At 45.9% G+C, this 18,937-nt stretch carries 16 protein-coding genes; 8 read left to right on the top strand and 8 right to left on the bottom strand.

Going from position 1 to position 18,937, the window contains the following annotated elements:
* Nucleotides 1–48 precede the first annotated feature (48 nt).
* From serB to hemJ, 6 genes are all read left to right on the top strand, one after another.
* Complete coding sequence (gene serB, locus B2P60_RS06955) at nucleotides 49–1,239, top strand: phosphoserine phosphatase SerB (protein WP_193006730.1); 1,191 nt, start codon at nucleotides 49–51, stop codon at nucleotides 1,237–1,239.
* A gap of 183 nt (nucleotides 1,240–1,422) precedes the next feature.
* Nucleotides 1,423–2,418 (top strand): DUF368 domain-containing protein, encoded by a 996-nt coding sequence (locus B2P60_RS06950; RefSeq protein ID WP_286740203.1) that lies wholly within the window; start codon nucleotides 1,423–1,425, stop codon nucleotides 2,416–2,418.
* Nucleotides 2,419–2,646: 228 nt separating this feature from the next.
* Nucleotides 2,647–3,048 carry an AciT family ciprofloxacin tolerance protein gene (gene aciT / locus B2P60_RS06945; RefSeq protein ID WP_230709820.1) on the top strand — a complete coding sequence of 134 codons (402 nt, stop codon included), beginning with the start codon at nucleotides 2,647–2,649 and terminating at the stop codon, nucleotides 3,046–3,048.
* A gap of 171 nt (nucleotides 3,049–3,219) precedes the next feature.
* Nucleotides 3,220–3,726, top strand: a complete 507-nt coding sequence (locus B2P60_RS06940; RefSeq protein ID WP_230709822.1) for an SCP2 sterol-binding domain-containing protein — start codon at nucleotides 3,220–3,222, stop codon at nucleotides 3,724–3,726.
* A 274-nt stretch (nucleotides 3,727–4,000) separates the two neighbouring features.
* Nucleotides 4,001–5,161, top strand: coding sequence for a biotin synthase BioB (bioB, locus tag B2P60_RS06935; protein ID WP_198333807.1), 1,161 nt, complete (start codon nucleotides 4,001–4,003; stop codon nucleotides 5,159–5,161).
* Between the two features lie 93 nt (nucleotides 5,162–5,254).
* The gene (hemJ, locus tag B2P60_RS06930) at nucleotides 5,255–5,689 is read left to right on the top strand and encodes a protoporphyrinogen oxidase HemJ (protein WP_198333806.1); all 435 of its coding nucleotides are present in this window, start codon (nucleotides 5,255–5,257) and stop codon (nucleotides 5,687–5,689) included.
* Between the two features lie 134 nt (nucleotides 5,690–5,823).
* On the opposite strand, the gene B2P60_RS06925 is transcribed toward hemJ, so the two are convergent.
* The 5 genes from B2P60_RS06925 to B2P60_RS06905 all read right to left on the bottom strand — a co-directional run bounded on the left by B2P60_RS06925 (nucleotide 5,824) and on the right by B2P60_RS06905 (nucleotide 12,499).
* Nucleotides 5,824–6,642, bottom strand: coding sequence for a hypothetical protein (locus B2P60_RS06925; RefSeq protein ID WP_286740201.1), 819 nt, complete (start codon nucleotides 6,640–6,642; stop codon nucleotides 5,824–5,826).
* 266 nt (nucleotides 6,643–6,908) lie between these two features.
* On the bottom strand, nucleotides 6,909–7,412 hold the full coding sequence (locus B2P60_RS06920) for a hypothetical protein (RefSeq protein WP_286740200.1): 504 nt from the start codon (nucleotides 7,410–7,412) through the stop codon (nucleotides 6,909–6,911).
* A gap of 119 nt (nucleotides 7,413–7,531) precedes the next feature.
* Entirely contained in the window at nucleotides 7,532–8,248 is a 717-nt protein-coding gene (rph, locus tag B2P60_RS06915; RefSeq protein ID WP_193006723.1) for a ribonuclease PH, read from the bottom strand.
* A 211-nt stretch (nucleotides 8,249–8,459) separates the two neighbouring features.
* Nucleotides 8,460–10,157: an AMP-binding protein gene (locus tag B2P60_RS06910; protein WP_414706633.1), complete on the bottom strand. Its 1,698-nt coding sequence runs from the start codon at nucleotides 10,155–10,157 to the stop codon at nucleotides 8,460–8,462.
* A gap of 614 nt (nucleotides 10,158–10,771) precedes the next feature.
* Nucleotides 10,772–12,499 carry an AMP-binding protein gene (locus B2P60_RS06905; protein ID WP_193006721.1) on the bottom strand — a complete coding sequence of 576 codons (1,728 nt, stop codon included), beginning with the start codon at nucleotides 12,497–12,499 and terminating at the stop codon, nucleotides 10,772–10,774.
* 625 nt (nucleotides 12,500–13,124) lie between these two features.
* Between B2P60_RS06905 and parC the strand changes: the two genes are divergently transcribed.
* On the top strand, nucleotides 13,125–15,443 hold the full coding sequence (gene parC, locus B2P60_RS06900) for a DNA topoisomerase IV subunit A (protein ID WP_286740197.1): 2,319 nt from the start codon (nucleotides 13,125–13,127) through the stop codon (nucleotides 15,441–15,443).
* A gap of 266 nt (nucleotides 15,444–15,709) precedes the next feature.
* Here the strand turns inward: parC and B2P60_RS06895 are convergent, their stop codons facing one another.
* Nucleotides 15,710–16,303, bottom strand: coding sequence for a hemerythrin domain-containing protein (locus B2P60_RS06895; RefSeq protein ID WP_193006719.1), 594 nt, complete (start codon nucleotides 16,301–16,303; stop codon nucleotides 15,710–15,712).
* A 521-nt stretch (nucleotides 16,304–16,824) separates the two neighbouring features.
* On the opposite strand from B2P60_RS06895, the gene B2P60_RS06890 reads away from it, so the two are divergent.
* Nucleotides 16,825–17,655 carry a Cof-type HAD-IIB family hydrolase gene (locus tag B2P60_RS06890; protein WP_226949561.1) on the top strand — a complete coding sequence of 277 codons (831 nt, stop codon included), beginning with the start codon at nucleotides 16,825–16,827 and terminating at the stop codon, nucleotides 17,653–17,655.
* A 61-nt stretch (nucleotides 17,656–17,716) separates the two neighbouring features.
* On the opposite strand, the gene B2P60_RS06885 is transcribed toward B2P60_RS06890, so the two are convergent.
* A complete protein-coding gene (locus B2P60_RS06885; protein ID WP_230709834.1) occupies nucleotides 17,717–17,980 on the bottom strand; it encodes a hypothetical protein in 264 nt (87 codons plus the stop codon).
* A gap of 90 nt (nucleotides 17,981–18,070) precedes the next feature.
* A complete protein-coding gene (locus tag B2P60_RS06880) occupies nucleotides 18,071–18,868 on the bottom strand; it encodes a 3-oxoacyl-ACP reductase (protein WP_230709835.1) in 798 nt (265 codons plus the stop codon).
* Nucleotides 18,869–18,937: the final 69 nt, after the last annotated feature.

The following is an 18,937-nucleotide window of genomic DNA, read 5'->3' as shown; positions in this document are numbered from 1 at the left end:
CTGGTATTATTCCTAATCTTATATGAGCATACAAGGGACAATTGAGCCATGCCAAACAATACATCTTATTCGTTACCAAAAGACAGCAAAGCATGGCAACAAGCCGTCGATTCTATTGCATCACTACTACCTGAAGGCACCAACTTACAAGATTTTGACGCGCTACAGTCTCTCCCTGTGTTTGCTCTCATTGTCGTACTACCTAACAAAATATCCACTCTTGATATCCATCAGTATGTACAGTCATGGGTCGATGAGCAGCCAAGCTGGCATTTGGTCACCGTCGCAGAAGATACCGATGCCAGTTTTGTCAATATCAGCGTTTCTGATACAGAGCCGATGGCAGGGAACGCGCAGCGTCTACCCTTTACCCAGTCGCAAGTATTCCGCTACTTGCTGGTTCCAGTGACTGATACGCTCATGCACCCCGGTAAAAAAACCGCTGCCGCGCACATCATTGATGACCAGCTGACGACGCGCTTGCGTCACGATTTAACTGAAGCGTATAAAAACGCTAATCATGCAAATAATACCGACCACCTAGATGTGGTTGATTGCCATATTTCGTCTGTCGGTCATATGCTCCGTACCCATAAGCTTGCCTGCTTTGATATGGATTCAACCTTAATTGAGCAAGAAGTCATCGTCGAGCTGGCCAAAACCGCAGGCATCGGTGAGGAGGTTGCCGCCATCACTGAAGCTGCCATGCGCGGTGAAATTGAGTTTGATGAGTCTTTTGCCAAACGGGTAGCGTTATTAAAAGGCATCTCAACCGAGGTGCTTGATGAGATATGTGGCCGCCTAACTCTATCCATGGGCGCTCGCACCACCATTAGCGCGCTAAAAGCCTTAGGCTATCATACGGTGCTCGTCTCAGGCGGATTTACCTATTTTGCTCGCTACATCGCTGAGCAGCTGGGCATTGACGAAGTTCATGCAAATGCCTTAGACATCGACGAAAATGAAGTCACAGGTCATGTCCAGCTGCCCATCGTCAATGGTGCCAAAAAAGCCGCTATCGTCGAACACACAGCTGAGCGTTTGGGTATCGCGATGTCACAAGTTGTCTGCGTTGGTGATGGTGCCAATGATTTACCGATGATGAGCATTGCCGATCTAGGCATCGCTTACCATGCGAAGCCCATCGTCCAAGCACGTGCCGATGCCGCGATCAACGTGACTGGGCTTGAAGGCACCCTTTACGCGCTTGGCTATCCAGCCTTAGCGCCGACACAGTAGTGACCACACTCTCAAAACAATACCCGAAGCTAGATTGATGTTTTTATCATTAATCTGGCTTTTATGCTTTTTTCATGCCATCAGCTTTATACAGCCATTTTTAGCGTCCCTATTTTAGCGCGGCCATAAACGCGACATACCATTAACCCTCAACACTTATTGTTAAATAATGAAGGATTGTCCATGACGGCACCACAATCACCACGGCCGAACGAGCCGTCAGCGCCACTACTATTGGATAAGAATGCTCCTCCTAAACCCGCCGATACGCCTAAGCAATTAGTAGGGGTTTATATCAAAGGAATGTGCATGGGCGCAGCGGACATCGTGCCTGGTGTCTCTGGCGGTACCATTGCATTGATTGCTGGGATTTATGAGCGCTTGATTAATGCGCTTGGCAGCATTGGCCCTAATCTCTGGCAGACATTTCGACAAGAAGGCGGCATTAAAGGGCTGCTTGCTGTTTGGCGAGCGGTCGATGCGACATTTTTACTGTTTTTGTTACTCGGTATTGCGAGCAGTTTTGCGACGTTAGCTGGCATTATTAAACACTTGCTGGACAATCAACCTCTGTATATCTGGTCGTTCTTTTTTGGGCTGGTCGTTGCCACGGTCTTTATCCTATTAAGTGAGATTAAACGCTGGAATGTAGGGCGAGTGGCATTGTTTGCCACTGGGCTTATCTTCGCTGTGGTCATTAGTAGCTTACCCTTACTCACCACCACACCCAGCTTGCCGTATTTGTTTATAGCTGGGGCTATCGCGATTTGTGCCATGATATTGCCTGGTATATCAGGATCGTTTATTTTACTGTTGTTGGGTGCTTATGACGCGGTATTAGAAGCTGTGCATACTCTGAATTTTAGTATCATCTTTACTGTTATTGCGGGTATGGCCACTGGTCTGTTGTTGTTTACCCGTGCCCTTAAATGGTTGTTATCCCGCTACTATCAAGCCACGTTAGCGCTACTGACAGGCTTTATCGCAGGGTCTTTGGTCAAAGTGTGGCCGTGGAAAACGGATACCTTGGGCACGCTAAATAGCGAGGCGATAAACAACGTCATGCCTTGGCACTATCCTACTGGCGCCCATTGGCTAACCACGCTAGGGCTGATGCTACTGGGCGCATTTTTGGTGTCACTGTTATCGTGGTGGGGCAACCGTCGCAACCCTGTTTAAGCGCTACCGTCAGTTCAGAATAAACCCCTCTATATAACTCTCTCTGTTTGCAAAACTAAGCACCATCTTTGTGGTGCTTAGCTCAAAATCTGCACGAGAAAAACCTCAAAACGCACTAAAAAATCAAACGTCAACGGTTGTCGCAAAGTCGCCTCTCCCCTCTTTAGCTTTGTTCCCCAAACTTTCATAATAGCCTCATTGGAATTCACCTTATGAATAGCGAGATGAATGATGTTACTCACTGTATTTTCTTTTATTGCCATAGACACATGGAGCAATGTTGAATTGCTTGGTTATAGCGTACTAGCGGGCTCGGTAGTGGCAATCGCTTTATCATCACAACGTTGGCTACTGTGGTATCTATTTGGTGGGATGGCGTATTGGCTAGGCGTGGAAGCCATCCAGAGCACCTTAGCAACTCGCCCTCTGCTGTCTGAGCTATCAGAGTGGCACCGCTATGTGGTCGCCATGGGTATTAGTTGGTTGCCTTTGACGGTTTGGGTACTATATCGGGCGCTACGTTATGAGGATGTGAGTCAATCAGTACAACAACAGCGCAAACTAGAAGCGGCGCGCTATATTGAGCACACCCCTGTTTATGATGACGACTATCAGCCACGCTTTTATTAAGCCCGCTCTAATAATGTTAATGTCCACGAATGTTACAAGATACTTAACGCACTCTACGTAACTCCTAAAGAATTGAGCCTGACTCATCGTTTATAATCTACTTATATATTTGTGCCAAAAATTGTTATAAAGTACGCATTATTTTGCGTCTCATTCTTTAGGAGTTTCCTTATGTTTACTGTGCCTGTGTTAGATATCAAGTCCGACCCATTAGATGTGTTATTGGCTGTGATCGGCTACCGTTTGTCTATGCTTGCCGACAGCAATGACGAAGACGTTAAAGCGCTTTTTGCTGATCGCAAGGTCACCATCGAGCTTGCCAGCGACGAGTCTGATGTCGCGCGTTATTATCGCTTTGATAATGGCCAATTTAGCCAACACAGCGGTCATGCAGAAAAAGCCGACCTTACGATCAACTTTAAAGACTCTATGACTGGCGTCAAGCTTTTGACCAAAGGCGATCTGCCAGCCTTTATGACTGCGGTACAAGAGGGCAATTTGAGCATTGAAGGTGACTACAGTCTTATGATGTGGTTTAACAAGCTTGCGAAGCACATCGTGCCGACCATTCCAGAAGAGTACAAACCGTACATTCAAAAAGCCAAACCTTATGCGTATAAAGCTCAGCAGTTTGCCAATCATTGGATCGGAGTGGCGAAGCACAAGTTGGGCAAGTAGCTCTACTGTTATAACTTAGTATTGCTATAACCTAGTATTTACCTGACTTATCATTCCTATAACTTACCAATGATGAGATCATGGCGTCGCAAGTGGTTACGGTTTATGGGCTTTATTGTGTTGATGCTAAATACTCTCTAGCAGGGTTCTGACTTTCTAAAAAGGTTGCGTTATACTATACCGCAACCTTTTTTATTGTCGCAAAAATGACCGTCGCTCCAAGTATTTAGATTAAATTGACACGATTTACTATTATTATAAAAGGATTTATACCATGGCAGGATTACTTAGCATTGCAGAACCGAATGCCAGTCGCCCCACTGACCCAATTGATAATCAAAATAGCCTCAATAATGACTTGTTGGCCCGCCTTGCAACAGACGCTACTAAAAGCCTGCAAGCCAGCAAACAGTATAGCCGTGAAGACATCGCTGCGTTATTTGACTTACCTTTGATGGACTTATTGCTACAAGCGCAAACGGTTCATCGTCAGCACTTTGCTGCCAATGAGGTACAAATCAGCACCTTACTGTCCATCAAGACAGGCAACTGTCCTGAAGATTGTGGCTACTGCTCCCAGTCGGGTCATCACCGCGACACGACTAAGCTGCAAGCAGAAAAGCGCTTAGAAGTTGACAAGGTGATTGCCGCGGCCAAACGTGCCAAAGCCACTGGTTCATCGCGCTTTTGTATGGGCGCGGCTTGGAAACATCCCAGCGCCAAAGACATGCCTTATGTGGTTGAGTTGATCAAAGAAGTCAAAGCATTAGGACTTGAGACCTGTATGACCCTTGGTATGCTCGATACCGCGCAAGCCACCCAATTGGCCGATGCAGGATTGGATTATTACAACCACAACCTAGACACGTCACGCCGCTACTATGAGCAAGTGGTCAGCACCCGCAGCTACGATGAGCGTCTAGACACGCTCACCAACGTGCGCAACTCAGGCATCAATGTCTGTAGTGGCAATATCGTGGGCATGGGTGAAAGCCGTGATGACCGCATTGACTGGGTGCATGAGCTGCTCAAAATGCCCAAAGCGCCAGAGTCTATTCCGGTGAATCTATTGGTTCCTATCGCAGGCACGCCGATTGGCGATCGAGTGATTGAAGAGGGTCAGCTATCGGTGCTTGAGTGGATACGCACCATCGCTGTGACGCGGATCTGCTGCCCGACCAGTTATGTGCGCCTGTCTGCTGGACGCGAAAGCTTGTCTGATTCTGAGCAGGCTTTGGCCTTTATGGCTGGTGCCAACTCGTTCTTTTATGGCGATAAGCTGCTGACCACAGGCAATGCCAGCCAGTCAAGCGATAACAGACTGATGCGTGAGCTTGGCTTAACCGCACAATTTGCGGCTCCTAGACCACCAAAGCAAGTGCCTGTCATGGATGCGATGAGTGGTCATCAATCACAAGTTGTGTTGGCAGAGTAGTTTTTTAACGCTACCATTATTGGATCATCTGCGCTAAGCTTGCCAGCACGATTTACCGCCCCAATCTGCTTGGGCATATAAAAGAGGACTGTCATGCCAGACTATTTTAACTGGATTAAAGCGGCGCACATTATCTCGATGGTCTGCTGGTTTGCCGCGATATTTTATTTGCCGCGTCTGTTTGTCTATCATGCGATGAGCGACGATAGCGTCAGTCATGAGCGCTTTATTATTATGGAGCGCAAGTTGTATCGTGGTATTATGACACCATCGATGATAGCGACATGGGTCTTTGGTCTGTGGATGCTGATTATTGGCTGGGAGGTTTATAAAACTCAGGGCTGGTTGCACGTTAAGCTGCTATTAGTGATACTGCTGTCTGGCTATCACGGTGCCTGCGGCTTTTATCGTAAAAAGCTGATGGATAACCCGCATTATAAAACCCATAAATTTTGGCGTTGGTTTAATGAAGTGCCAGTCTTTGCCTTAGTCATTATTGTAATTTTAGTCGTGGTAAAACCGTTTTAACTCTACTGTTCACACAAAAAAGCGTCCATCACTCATACACGTGGTAGACGCTTTTTTTATGCCTTCACTGTACTTAGTAGACTAAGCGAGTTGACGAGTGAATTGACGAGTAAATCAATAATAGCAATACAACTCTAAACACTAGGGCGCATGATCTGATAGACATTGCTCAGATCATAAACACGATAACGCGCTGGTTCGCGGCGGTTTTCACCAGCGTAGCTGAGTATGAGAGCCTGCTTAGCACGCTCATCGACCCAGCCCACGAACAGTCCACTATGCTCCACCCCATTGTAGCCATGGTTGATATAGTAAAGCCAATCACCGACTTCAATCTCGCCGCTACTGGCATAAGGGCCTTGTCCGTAAGTGCCTTTATGAACAGTATCACGGGTTACCCCTGCCCGATTGAACACGGCATTCAGATAATCCCAGCAGCCGCCTCGAATAATGGTACGCTCATTGAGCGCCATTTTACGGGCCGTACTGACGACCTCGCGTGCAGCCATACTACTTTGCGTCTCAGCATTACTTAGCAGCGGTAAATACTCGCTATCGACGTTGTCATAACTCCCCGATAAAAACGCTGGTAGTACCGAAGGCGTTTGCCGCTGTACCATAGGATAACGATAAGCAGTGTTTGACGTGGCCTGATTGCCATCGTTATTCATACTAGAATAATGGCTACTATGAGAATAACTGCCGCTGTCTCTTTGCTGAATGTCTACAGCGTTTTGAGGTGAGCGAGCACGTTGAATGGTGGAGTGCGTACTAACCCTAACAGAAGGCACCGCTGAATAAGACGGTGTATAGCGAGCACTGATATTTTGCTGAACGGACTTTTGGGCAATGAGTGCACTCATGCTATCTGCATGGGCCTGTCCTACTATGCCATAGGTGAGTAACAATAAACTGCACGGCGCTGTAATACGCAGCATGGGCAAACGCGACATGACTAACTCCTTGTCAATAAGAGACAAATGACAACAAAAACAAACGTAACAATGGGGGTTTTTCAATCCTACTTATAAACCATTTAGACACGGATCTGCAAGCCCTATTCACCTCAAACAGCCGATAATAGGTATAAAAACACCGACCAATGGTTAAACCAAAGCAGAAATTTAGGCGGGATAAAAATAGAATCAAACAGACAGCGTTACATTATCATGAGATAAAATAAGCGTTTATAAAAGGACATCAATGAACAAACCAACCGCTAAGAGCGGCTCTCATCATTGCTCATTTTGATATTTACATGGCGTTTTGTCAGTGCTTGTCCTTCTAGGATGGCTTTAGTAGCGGTTGCTTCTTGGAGACTCTCAAAGCCACTAATAGAGTATTTGCGGATATCATTACGATCGACGATCTGTAATTCATCATCGATAAGCACGACTTTGTCCTCATCAGCTATGTGAATGTGCTCACGCTTACCTTGACCGTCATGCACCAGCTCACCTGCACGCACCCACAACGTACCACTACTAATCATACCGCTCATGGCTTTTTTGTGCTTTTGGCGCTGCTTGTTAAAAACAAAACTACCAATGATCAGAAGCGCGAGCGCACCAATCGCCAAACGCTCAGACAATAAGCTCATGGCCAAAGCCACCGCAACTGCCCCTACGAGTAACGCAAACCCAAACCAAAACATGCCGTTGTCCGCCGTTTGCGGCTGACCCTCTAAGGTGATTTTGGCGCCATCATCAGTCAGCTTAAGCATGCATTACTACCTATTGCAGGATGTTCGGGTAATTGTCTATTAAAAAACTGCCTATCAAGCGCTAACAGGCAGTTATTGAAACCAATCATCAAGACAGTGGGTTGAAGATAAAAACTAAGTTACCAGCCAAGCGCGGTTTGCTGCATTTTAATCAATTCTGCAATACCTTTTTCGGCCATCGCCAGCATGTCGTCTGCTTGCGCACGGGTAAATGGCTTTTCTTCTGCTGTACCTTGCAGCTCAATGAACTCACCTTTTTGTGTCATAACGACGTTCAAATCGGTATCACAGCTGGCATCTTCTTCGTAGTTCAGATCCAGATACGCTTCTCCATCTTTCATACCGACAGAAACGGCCGCAACCAAACCAATCAGCGGATCGGCTTTTAGTTTTTTGGTTTTCTGAATGCTTTCTAATGCATCAATCAGCGCAATCGCCGCCCCAGTCACACTAGCGGTACGAGTACCCCCATCGGCTTGTAGCACGTCACAATCAAGATAAATGGTGTTTTCACCCAGCTTACTCAAGTCAATCATAGCGCGTAAGCTACGACCAATTAAGCGCTGAATTTCTTGCGTACGACCTGACTGCTTACCGCGTGCCGCTTCACGCTGATTTCGGGTGTTGGTCGCACGTGGCAGCATGCCATATTCAGCAGTGATCCAGCCTTTACCTTTGCCTTTTAGCCAGCGCGGTACACCAGATTCGACACTAGCCGTACACAGTACTTTGGTATCGCCAAAGCTCACTAATACTGACCCCTCGGCATGCTTAGTATAATGGCGCTCAAAGCTGATCGAGCGAAGTTGGTCAAGCTCACGATTGTCAATACGCATAAAAATTCCTAGTACGATGTTTTAAAAGCAGTGTCATAAAAATAAGAGGTCTGTTGCTACTCGGCTGAGCAATGTGTGTTTGGCAAAACACCAGACTTAAATATTGAGATATCCTAACGTGACAGCGGCGCAATAGCAAGATTCGCTTAAGCTATGACGCCACTGCACTTAGGCCAAAAGCTGTCTTGATCAACAACAATCGCCGTAAAAACTACTCTAACCCTTCCATCTTACGCAACTCTTTACGCAAGATTTTACCAACGTTTGATTTTGGTAATTCGTCCACAAACTGGATATGGCGTGGACGCTTGTAACCCGTCAATTGCTTTTTGCCAAAATCGAGCAACTCTTGCTCTGTCACTTCGCCTTTTTTGACCACAAACAGTTTTGGCTCTTCACCGCGGTCATCATTTGGCACACCAATGGCGCCGCATTCCGTGATTGCTGGATGCTCGCTCATGGCTTCTTCGATCTCATTGGGATAGACATTGAAACCTGACACCAAAATCATGTCTTTTTTACGATCAACAATTTTAATGAAGCCTTTTTCATCCATGATACCGATGTCACCCGTTTTTAGGTAACCATTAGCCGTGAAGGTGTCGGCCGTTTCTTCTGGACGATTTTGATATCCCATCATAACCTGTGGACCTTTGACGCATATCTCGCCACGATCACCGAGCGCGACTTCGTTTTCGTCATCATCGATCAAGATCATGTCCGTGCTCGAAGCAGGAATACCAATCTTATTGGTAAACTCTGCAATGGTCATGGGGTTAAAAGCGGCCACAGGAGACGTCTCCGACAGACCATACCCTTCCACAATAGGTAGTCCCGTAATTTTGTGCCACTCTTTAGCCACGCTTGGTAACACGGACATACCACCGCCAATCGAGGCTTTTAGGTTAGAGAAATCTAAGTCTGCAAAGCCTTCTTTATGTACCAAACCATTAAACAAAGTATTCACGGCAGGGATAAAAGAGGGTTTGTATTTGCCCATCTCTTTAATCAAACCGTCAAGATCGCGTGGATTTGGGATAAGCAAACCGGCATAACCTTGATACATGCCATACATGCCGCACACCATAAAGGAGAACACGTGATATAGCGGTAGCGCTGTCAAGATAACGTCGCTGGCATCGACATCCTCTTCAAACGCACTGTCCATCAAGGCGCTAATCTGTAGCATATTGGCGACTAGATTGCCATGCGACAACATCGCGCCTTTAGCCACACCAGTCGTACCGCCCGTATATTGCAATAAAGCCACATCGCTTAGATTCATATCAGGGCGCTTGTACTTGCTCGCTGATACCGCACTTAACGCCTGCTTGAAACTCACGCTATTTGGCAAGCTATAAGCAGGAATCATTTTTTTGATATGGCGAGCGACTAGGTTAACCACTGTTCCTTTGACCATCCCTAGCATGTCACCTATCTTACAAACGACAACATGCTGCACCTGCCCTTTGTCTTGTGCTTCTTGATAGGTCTTGGCAAAATTTTCTACGATAAATAAAGCTTTAGTCCCACTATCATGCAGCTGATGCGATAACTCTCGGCTGGTATATAGAGGGTTGACGTTGACCAGTACCATACCTGCGCGGATAATGCCCAAAGCCACCACTGGGTATTGCAAGATATTGGGCATCATCACGCCAACTTTATCGCCTTTGACCAATCCCAATGACTGTAAATAGCTGGCAATCTGGCGGCTATACAAGTCGAGTTGCTTAAAGCTAATCGTCGCACCCATACAGATATAAGCCGTTTTTTGTCCATAACGGCTAAAGTTACGCTCAAACACATCAAGTAAAGAGGTATTGTCGTCCGGCATATCGATAGTAGCGTCAATGCCATAGCGCTCATACGCACTTAGCCACGGTCTATCGCTAGGTATCGTTGGCATGGTAGGAAAGGCATTGTCTTGATAAACGTTGCTTTCATGAACATTGTTAGTCGCATTGCCTTTATTGCTAGTCGCAGTTTTACCGTTTGCTGTCTCTTTATTGATACTGTCGGTCATAATTTTCCCTAAAGGTTACCGTTAAGAACGTAGAATAATCTAATGAAAACACCATTATTTTTTGTGAATGGTCAATGACAGCATAAGCTTGTGAATAAGAAACGTGGTAACACGATAAGGTTTGTTATTCATAAGCTTTGTCAATCAAAGCACCATATTAAGTCCATGATAAAGCTCGAAATGACTCAGCTGCACTGAATCAAGCGTTGCCTTTATCATCATCGTTTTACCAAACATATAGAGCAAAATTGCCGTCTTTTTATAGACAAATAAAAAAATACGTCGGTGAGCACTATAGCAGTTTTGCTAAAAATTCTCTATCTATACTGGTAGTACCGCCACGTCAAAAAAAACCGTACAGACGAAAAAATGACAAGGTAGCCTATCAGCGACCTTATCATTTTTGGTTATTACGGCATTGGTTATCATGACGTTTTATGAGTACCTACTACTTAGCAGGACTCATCATCAAACATCTACATATGAGGGTTAGTGAATCAGCCGTGGTTTTTTTCTTCAAGCGCTCGCAAATCTTTACGTAGTATCTTACCAACATTAGATTTTGGCAGCTCATCAATGAATTCAACATGACGAGGACGTTTATAGCCAGTTAGGTTTTCTTTACCATAAGCGATAACCTCTTCAGCTGTTAAGCTCTCGTCACTACGGACGACGTAAATTTTCGGTACTTCGCCACTCTTTTCATCATCGACACCGATGACACCACATTCCAAAATCTTTGGATGGTCTGACATGGCGTCTTCTACTTCGTTCGGATATACGTTAAAGCCCGATACCAATATCATGTCTTTTTTACGATCAACAATTTTGAAATAACCGTCTTCATCCATCACGCCAATGTCGCCTGTACGGAAATAACCATCAGAGGTCATGACTTCGGCAGTGGCGTCATCACGCTTCCAATAGCCTTTCATTACCTGCGGGCCACGGACACAAATCTCACCGCGCTCCCCAAGATCCACTTCATTGCCTTCTTCGTCCAAAATAGCCATATCAGTGGCAGGCATTGGCAGGCCAATGTTTCCTGAAAACTCGCCCGTACCGTGTGGGTTCGCTGACGCAACTGGCGAAGTCTCTGACAGTCCATACCCCTGAACGATGACATTCCCCGTGACTTTTTCCCATTTAGTCGCCGTGTCTTTGAGTACCGCCATACCGCCGCCCATCGACATCTCAAGCTTGCTATGATCCAGCCCTTGGAACTCCTCATTATTAGCAAGTGCAGTAAATAACGTGTTTACCGCTGGGAAAAACGCTGGTGGATAATCTTTGTAGGCTTTAATCAAGCTTGGTAAATCACGCGGGTTTGGCACCAGCAGACCGATACAACCACGGTATAAGCCATACATACCGCAGACGGTAAACGAGAAAATATGATAGAGTGGCAAGGCCGTCATAATGACGGGTTGCTCATTTTGTTTCTCAAACTTATCAAAAGCATTGCCCAGATAAGTGTCACACTGGATTAAGTTTGCCACTAAGTTGCCATGCGTGAGCATCGCGCCTTTGGCCACACCTGTCGTACCACCCGTATATTGAAGAACAGCCACATCATCCAGCCCAATGTTATTGGGACGCTTGTAGTTTTCAGCAGAGAAGCGGTTTAGGGCTTTTTTAAATTTAACGCTGCCTTTGATATGGTAATCAGGCACCATCTTTTTGACATGTCGAACCACGGCATTGACGATGAAGCCTTTGATTGGGCTCATTAGATCGCCCATTGACGTCACTATCACATGATCGACCAAATCTTTACCGATATCTTCATAAGTTTTGGCAAAGTTTTCAAGCAGAATCAGCGCTTTGCTATCAGAGTCTTCTAACTGATGCGCAAGCTCCTTGGTGGTATAAAGGGGATTGACGTTGACCAACGTCATGCCAGCACGTAGCACACCCAATACAGCAACAGGTAGCTGTAAAATATTGGGCATCATCACCGCCACTTTATCGCCCTTTTGGAGTCCAAGTGACTGTAGATAGGCCGCAACTTGTTTACTATAACGATCTAATTCTTCGTACGAGAGCTTAACATCCATACAGACAAAAGCGGTCTTGCCTGCATGATTAATGAAGTTTTGTTCTAGTATATCGATCAATGACGTGTCAGCAGGCGGCATCTCAATATCGTACTGAATACCAAGCTTTTCGTAAGTTTTGACCCAGACCTTATCATTGCGACGAGTGAGGTTACCGTGATTTTCCATAATCTTTTTTCTCCTAGTAAATAGTACGCTATCGTCAACCCATGCAAATCACAGTGTGATAAAAATACGAAGAATCAGTGGTTGGCCTCTCCCCATAGCGATAAGCCAAATCGTGATGTAATCGTATGATGACGAGCAAACAATATAGCGGTAAATAGCCCTTTGTTAATTAACATACACACTTTATACAGACTACTCAATACAAAAGATTGCTACTTGAGTGCGCAAACTGGCTTGACGGTCAATAAAATAATAAATATCAATAACTTAACCATAATTATAGGTAAAATAACCAGTGGTTTTTTGCGAACATTTATCTATAAATACTCATTCATTTAGCTTGATATACAATTACTGCGCTTGCTCGCCGCTGATCAAGGCATTCACCACTCACTACATACTCAGATTATCAGTAGACAGAATGACAAAAGACCATTCAATGAACCATTGCTGAACTGACGTTGTAAAAGTACCAACCAATCCTCTCTAGGCACGTCACGCGCTGTCGTCTATTCTGACTTATACCTTTTTAATTCTGCCAATATCCTTTACGATAGCACTATTCTATTTGCTCGATTGAACCAATTATTGACACCTATTAAAACTCATAAGTGAATCCTATTTTATGTCCGATGTTATTGATCCTACAATTGCCCCAATCATCCCTAATGAACCGATGGATACCCGCTCAGTGGCAGAGTTCACCGAGCAAGCCTATCTCAATTATGCCATGTACGTCATCATGGATCGGGCCTTGCCCAATATCGCTGACGGGCTAAAACCAGTACAGCGCCGTATCGTATATGCCATGAGCGAGCTGGGGCTAAAATCCTCAGCCAAGGCGAAAAAATCGGCGCGCACAGTTGGTGATGTGCTGGGTAAATACCACCCACACGGTGACAGCGCTTGTTATGAGGCAATGGTACTCATGGCACAGCCGTTTAGCTATCGCTATCCGCTCATCACCGGTCAAGGCAACTGGGGTAGTCCTGACGACCCAAAATCCTTTGCCGCAATGCGCTATACCGAAGCCAAAATGTCCGCCTATGCCAATACCTTGCTCGCCGAACTCGGACAAGGGACGGTTGATTGGCAAGATAACTTCGATGGCACCATGCAGGAGCCAACCACCCTACCTGCACGCCTGCCCAATATATTATTAAATGGGACCACGGGTATCGCGGTCGGTATGGCAACCGATATTCCGCCGCATAACTTAAATGAAGTGGTACGCGCGGCCATTCGTTTGCTAAAAAACCCCGAGCTGTCCGTTAAGCAATTAACTCAGTCGATACCAGCGCCTGATTTACCAACGCCTGCCGAGATCATCACCAGTAAAAAAGACTTGCAGGCCATGTATGAAAGCGGTCGTGGCAGCTATAAGATGCGCGCCACGTTTCATGTCGATAGCAAAGAAAAAAACCTCGTCATCATTGATGCGCTGCCCTACCAAGTCTCGGGCAACAAGATTCAAGAGCAAATTGCCAAGCTCATGACCGACAAAAAACTGCCGTGGATTACCGATATTCACGACGAATCAGACCACGAAAACGCCTGCCGTATCGTGCTTGAGCTGAGATCAGCGCGCGTCGATGTCGATCGTGTCATGAGCCATTTGTTTGCCAGCACTGACCTTGAGAGTAATTACCGCGTCAATATGAATATGATTGGCCTAAACGGTAAACCGCAAGTCAAAAACCTCAAAGAAATCTTAGAAGAATGGCTCATCTGTCGCCGCTCTGTGGTCACGCGCCGTTTGCAGTATCGTCTTGATAAAATCGATAAGCGTTTGCATGTTCTTGCAGGTTTGCTGATTGCTTATCTCAATATCGATGAAGTGATTCGCATTATTCGTGAAGATGACGATCCAAAGTTGTCGTTGATGCAAGACTATGATCTTACCGACATTCAAGCCAATGCGATTTTGGACATTCGTCTGCGTCAGCTGGCAAAGTTAGAGGAGATTGAGCTGAGACGTGAGCAAGATGAGCTGGCTGCCGAACGTGCCGTTATTCAGGAGTATTTGGACAATTCAGAGAGCCTTAACAATCTGATGATTGATGAGCTGACGGCCGACATGAAAGAACACGGCAACGAGCGCGTATCGCCATTAGCAGAACGCGCGGAAGCACAAGCGCTCAAAGAGTCCGACCTGGTACCGAGTGAGCCTGTGACCGCCATCCTATCAAAAGCCGGCTGGATACGTGCGGCCAAAGGGCATGACGTCGATGCACCTGGCATGAGTTATCGCTCAGGCGATGCTTACCAAGCACATGTGCGCGGTAAATCCAATGAGAAAATCTACGTGCTCGACAGTACAGGGCGCAGTTATAGTATTGATGCACATAACCTCGCCTCTGCCCGTGGTCAAGGTGATCCGCTGACCAGTGTGTTAAAGCCGCCAGCAGGCGCCAGTTTTGAGCAGTTGTTAACCGGTAATGATGACCAGCGCATCATCCTCACCAGCTCAGCAGGTTATGGGTTTATTAATACCCTTGGCAATTTAGACAGCAATCAAAAAGCAGGGAAAAAAATCATCAATTTAGCCGCTGACAGCCGCTTACTGCCCGTGGCGCGTATCGATGCGCCAGTGGATATAACTGCCAATAACAGTGACAATACTGACAGTGAAAACAGCAACGCACGCATGGCACCTGACCAGATCGCTGTCGTGACCAATGCGGGCTACTTATTGATATTTGCTCTTGATGATTTGCCTGAACAAGCGCGCGGTAAAGGCAACAAACTGATTAAGCTAAAAGATGGCGAAGAGGTACTGGCTATCACGCCACTGAGTCAGCAGGACAGCTTAGTGGTTACCGCAGGCAAACGCCATGTGACGCTAAAACCAAACGACTTGGCCAACTATACGGGCACCCGTGGTAATCGTGGCGGCCAATTGCCAAGAGGCTTTCAGAATGTGACCTCGGTTGAGGTTGGGTAGTGAAAGTACGACCGTAATTGATAACACAAAAAGTAATTTTCAAAAACCTCCCATAGTAGCTAGCTCTACCGTGGGAGGTTTTATCATTGCGCTGATAACGCGTTCTTTTGCATTAAACTAAGTGCTATCCAACGTTTACAAACACTCTTTGCCTCAAAAGTTTTCTTCTTTGTTTAGCACGTTACCTGTTCACAGCTCTATTGACTATTTCTCTGATACTTGGCTATTTCTCTGATATATAGTACAAATTTGGCTCGCCCCACCCCCTAATTCAATCCCAAAATAGGGATCACCAAGTCCTCTTCATCGGTCAGATGTTGCGAGAGTAGAACACTCACGTCAACTAAGGTCTGATGCAATTGTCCACCTAGCGCCTTATCTTCATCCTCACTTGTCGCAAGCTGACTGTTTAATCCTTGCAACTCATTAAGTAGCGAGTCTAAATGCACATGGTCACGATCTAACACCTCAAACCCCGACTTTAACTGCGGATACATACGAATAAACTGTGGGAAGTACCCCTTATCCTCAACTCTATGATGCTGATGCAGCTTAAAAATATACTGATGAATCCGAGGTGAGAGTTGTGCGCGGTACTCTGACCACTCAATATCACCCGAATGATAGGCGTCACTGATTTGGTTAAGAATACGCTGGCGCTTACGAATATCGGCATGAATATTTAACCATCCCGATGTTTTATAAACATAGTCTGCGCTGTACCACTGATTGGGTGGGAGTTGCTCATACAAAAACAGCCAATCTGCCTCAAGCCGGCTGTCAGGGTGCCGCGGCGTTGGCCCAGACACTTCCCCATCAGCGCTGTCTTGATGATTTGATTTTTGAGTAGAAGCCGTCATGGTTTGTTCCTATAGGTTGTGTTACTGATTCAGTGTCTTGTATGGGCGCTTGGGTGATGGTCAATCAAGTGCCTCTAACCACACTCTCAGCATAGAAAATAACGTAAGATATTCATTAGAAAATCTAAAAATAATTGACTATACATGTAGGATATATATAGAGTTAAAAAACAGAATATCAACCAAAATATCAACTATGTATTTAGTTACGTATTAGGATTCTACCCACAGCCGGCGGTAGAACCTTACTGACCAGCACGTTACACAACCTAGTCAAAAAACCCGTTATTTTTCGCTGATGAGCCTGTAGGATAAAACGAATAATAACAACCGACAAAGCCGCTTAACCATTATCGAGTAGGCCTTGATAACCCTTGATGTAGTCGATTTGATTTAAAAATAATACAATAGACTGCAACGTCGCAGTAAGCAAAGAACAGGTATACCAGTCGCACGCTTTTTTTGCCTCATTCTGGTATTTTTAACTGACGGTAATAGGATCTAAAACATAAAGGACAATCATGTTTATTGTTGATAAAGCGGCTACAGCCGGTATGAAACACAAACTGCCCATACCCAAAATCATCTTTTTTGACATCGATGATACCCTGAGCCGGGGCGGTATGATCGCCGAGCATAACAAAGCGACTCTTGAGCAGCTAGCCAAGACGGATATCAAGCTGGTGATTTCGACTGGACGCTCTAAAGCCATCATACCTGATGATATTTTAGCGCTACTTGATGTGGGTGTCTTAGACGCTATTATTTGTATGAATGGGCAATACAGCTTCGATAAAAACGGACGCATCAGCCACTACCCTTTGTCTGCTGAACAGACGGAAAAAATTGTCCATCTTTGCCAACAGAGCGCGTTGATTCATAAGTTTGACTCCGCCACTCATATAGCATGGTCAGACGAAAACGAGCGCTTACGCGATTACAATGCCAGAACGCCAAACTCTATCGTCGATCCGGTCTATTATCAATCAACCCCTGTGTATCAGTGTTCTGTATTTTTTAACAATCAAATTGATAAAATGCAAGACGTGAACTTTGACCACTACGGTTTAAAGCTGGTGCATTGGCATCATATCGGCGCAGATATATTGCCTGTGGATGCCTCCAAAGCACGAGGCATCAAAGACGTGTGTGAGTACTACGCGGTAGATGTCAACGAGTGTATGGCGTTTGGCGATGGTATGAATGATCTAGAGATGTTTGATTTGGTCGGCTATGCGGTGGCGATGGGGGATGCTCAGCCTGATTTGATAGCACGAGCAGATTTTGTCACTGGAACGATTGAAGAGCGCGGGATACAAGCGGTGCTTGAGCAATTTCATGTCACACCCTGACAACTTGGGTCGGGTGAGTTTGCAAATAAGGACGCATAAACTACTCTCTCAGCCCCTACCTTTAGCGGCGCTTTGCTAGCAGACCATAAACCCAGCTACCAACTTTATAAAACCCTACGATGATAAGGATAAGTACCAACGCTGCCAGTGTATGAGCCAACCAAACTGGTACGTGGCTCAACCAACCAATCGTAAACGCCAACCCTAAATAGGTCTCAACAGGCCAATTGACGATAGACGCATGTGAGCCTGCGTTGAACAGTATCATAAAAGCGACTATGCCGATCACCGCGGTAATAAATCCAGCACGTTTGTGGTTGTTCATCTTTTCTCTCTTCTATATTCAGTGACGTGTTTTGTGCATGAGGGTGGTTATCATTGATTCGTTAACTCATAGCGCGTTTAGACGTAAATACTAAGGCATCGTCAAACCACCATCGACAGCGATGGACTGTCCCGTGATAGCCGCGCTTAGATCAGAGGCCATTAGCAGAACTGAATTGGCAAAGTCATCCACTGAGGTTGCTTGACGCAGCGGGGTGGTCGTCGCAATGTAGTCGAAAACCGCTTCGGTCGTTAAACGGCTGGCATCCGTCGTTTTTAACAGGCCACCTGCCAGCAAGTTGACCCGAATACCATACTGCCCAAGCTCAGCCGCTAGGTTACGAGTCAAGCCAATCAAGGCAGATTTGGCCGTCGTATAGTCATAATAAGTGACCACAGGGTTGTAGACCAGATTGGTTGAAATGTTGAGGATCTTGCCTGTCTTTTGCGCTTTCATCTGGGGCAGGACTGCCTGCACGGCATTGACCGCACCCTTTACGATGCCATCTATTTGTTGGGTAAAATGCGACCACTGAACGGTTTCAATACTGGTATAGTCCGCACTAGGATTAAATTGGTAGCTTGGCAACGCATTATTGACCAGTATATCAATACGACCATAGCGCGCCGTCACCTCATTTGCCATACCTTGCATCTGCTCAAGCTCTGTCACATCGGCTTGATAAGCAAATGCCTGCCCACCTGCCGCGACGATATCTGCAACTACTGTGTCAGCCGCTTCTTGACTATTGAGATAATTGACGCACACACTTGCGCCCGCTCCTGCCATCTTCTGAGCGATTTGTGCGCCAAGTCCACGACTGGCACCAGTGACAATAACCACTTTATTCAGCAAAAAAGCCGGTATCACCGCGTTGGTCTGAGTCATGATGGGTCATCCATTATTATGTTATGGTTAGTCAAGAGCATAGCGCCGCCCAAATCTGCACTTATCATA

The sequence above is a fragment of the Psychrobacter sp. UBA3068 genome, assembly GCF_002366815.1.
Lineage (GTDB): Bacteria > Pseudomonadota > Gammaproteobacteria > Pseudomonadales > Moraxellaceae > Psychrobacter > Psychrobacter namhaensis.
Note: the sequence above shows the minus strand (reverse complement) of the source record. Positions and strands in the feature narration are given on the sequence as shown.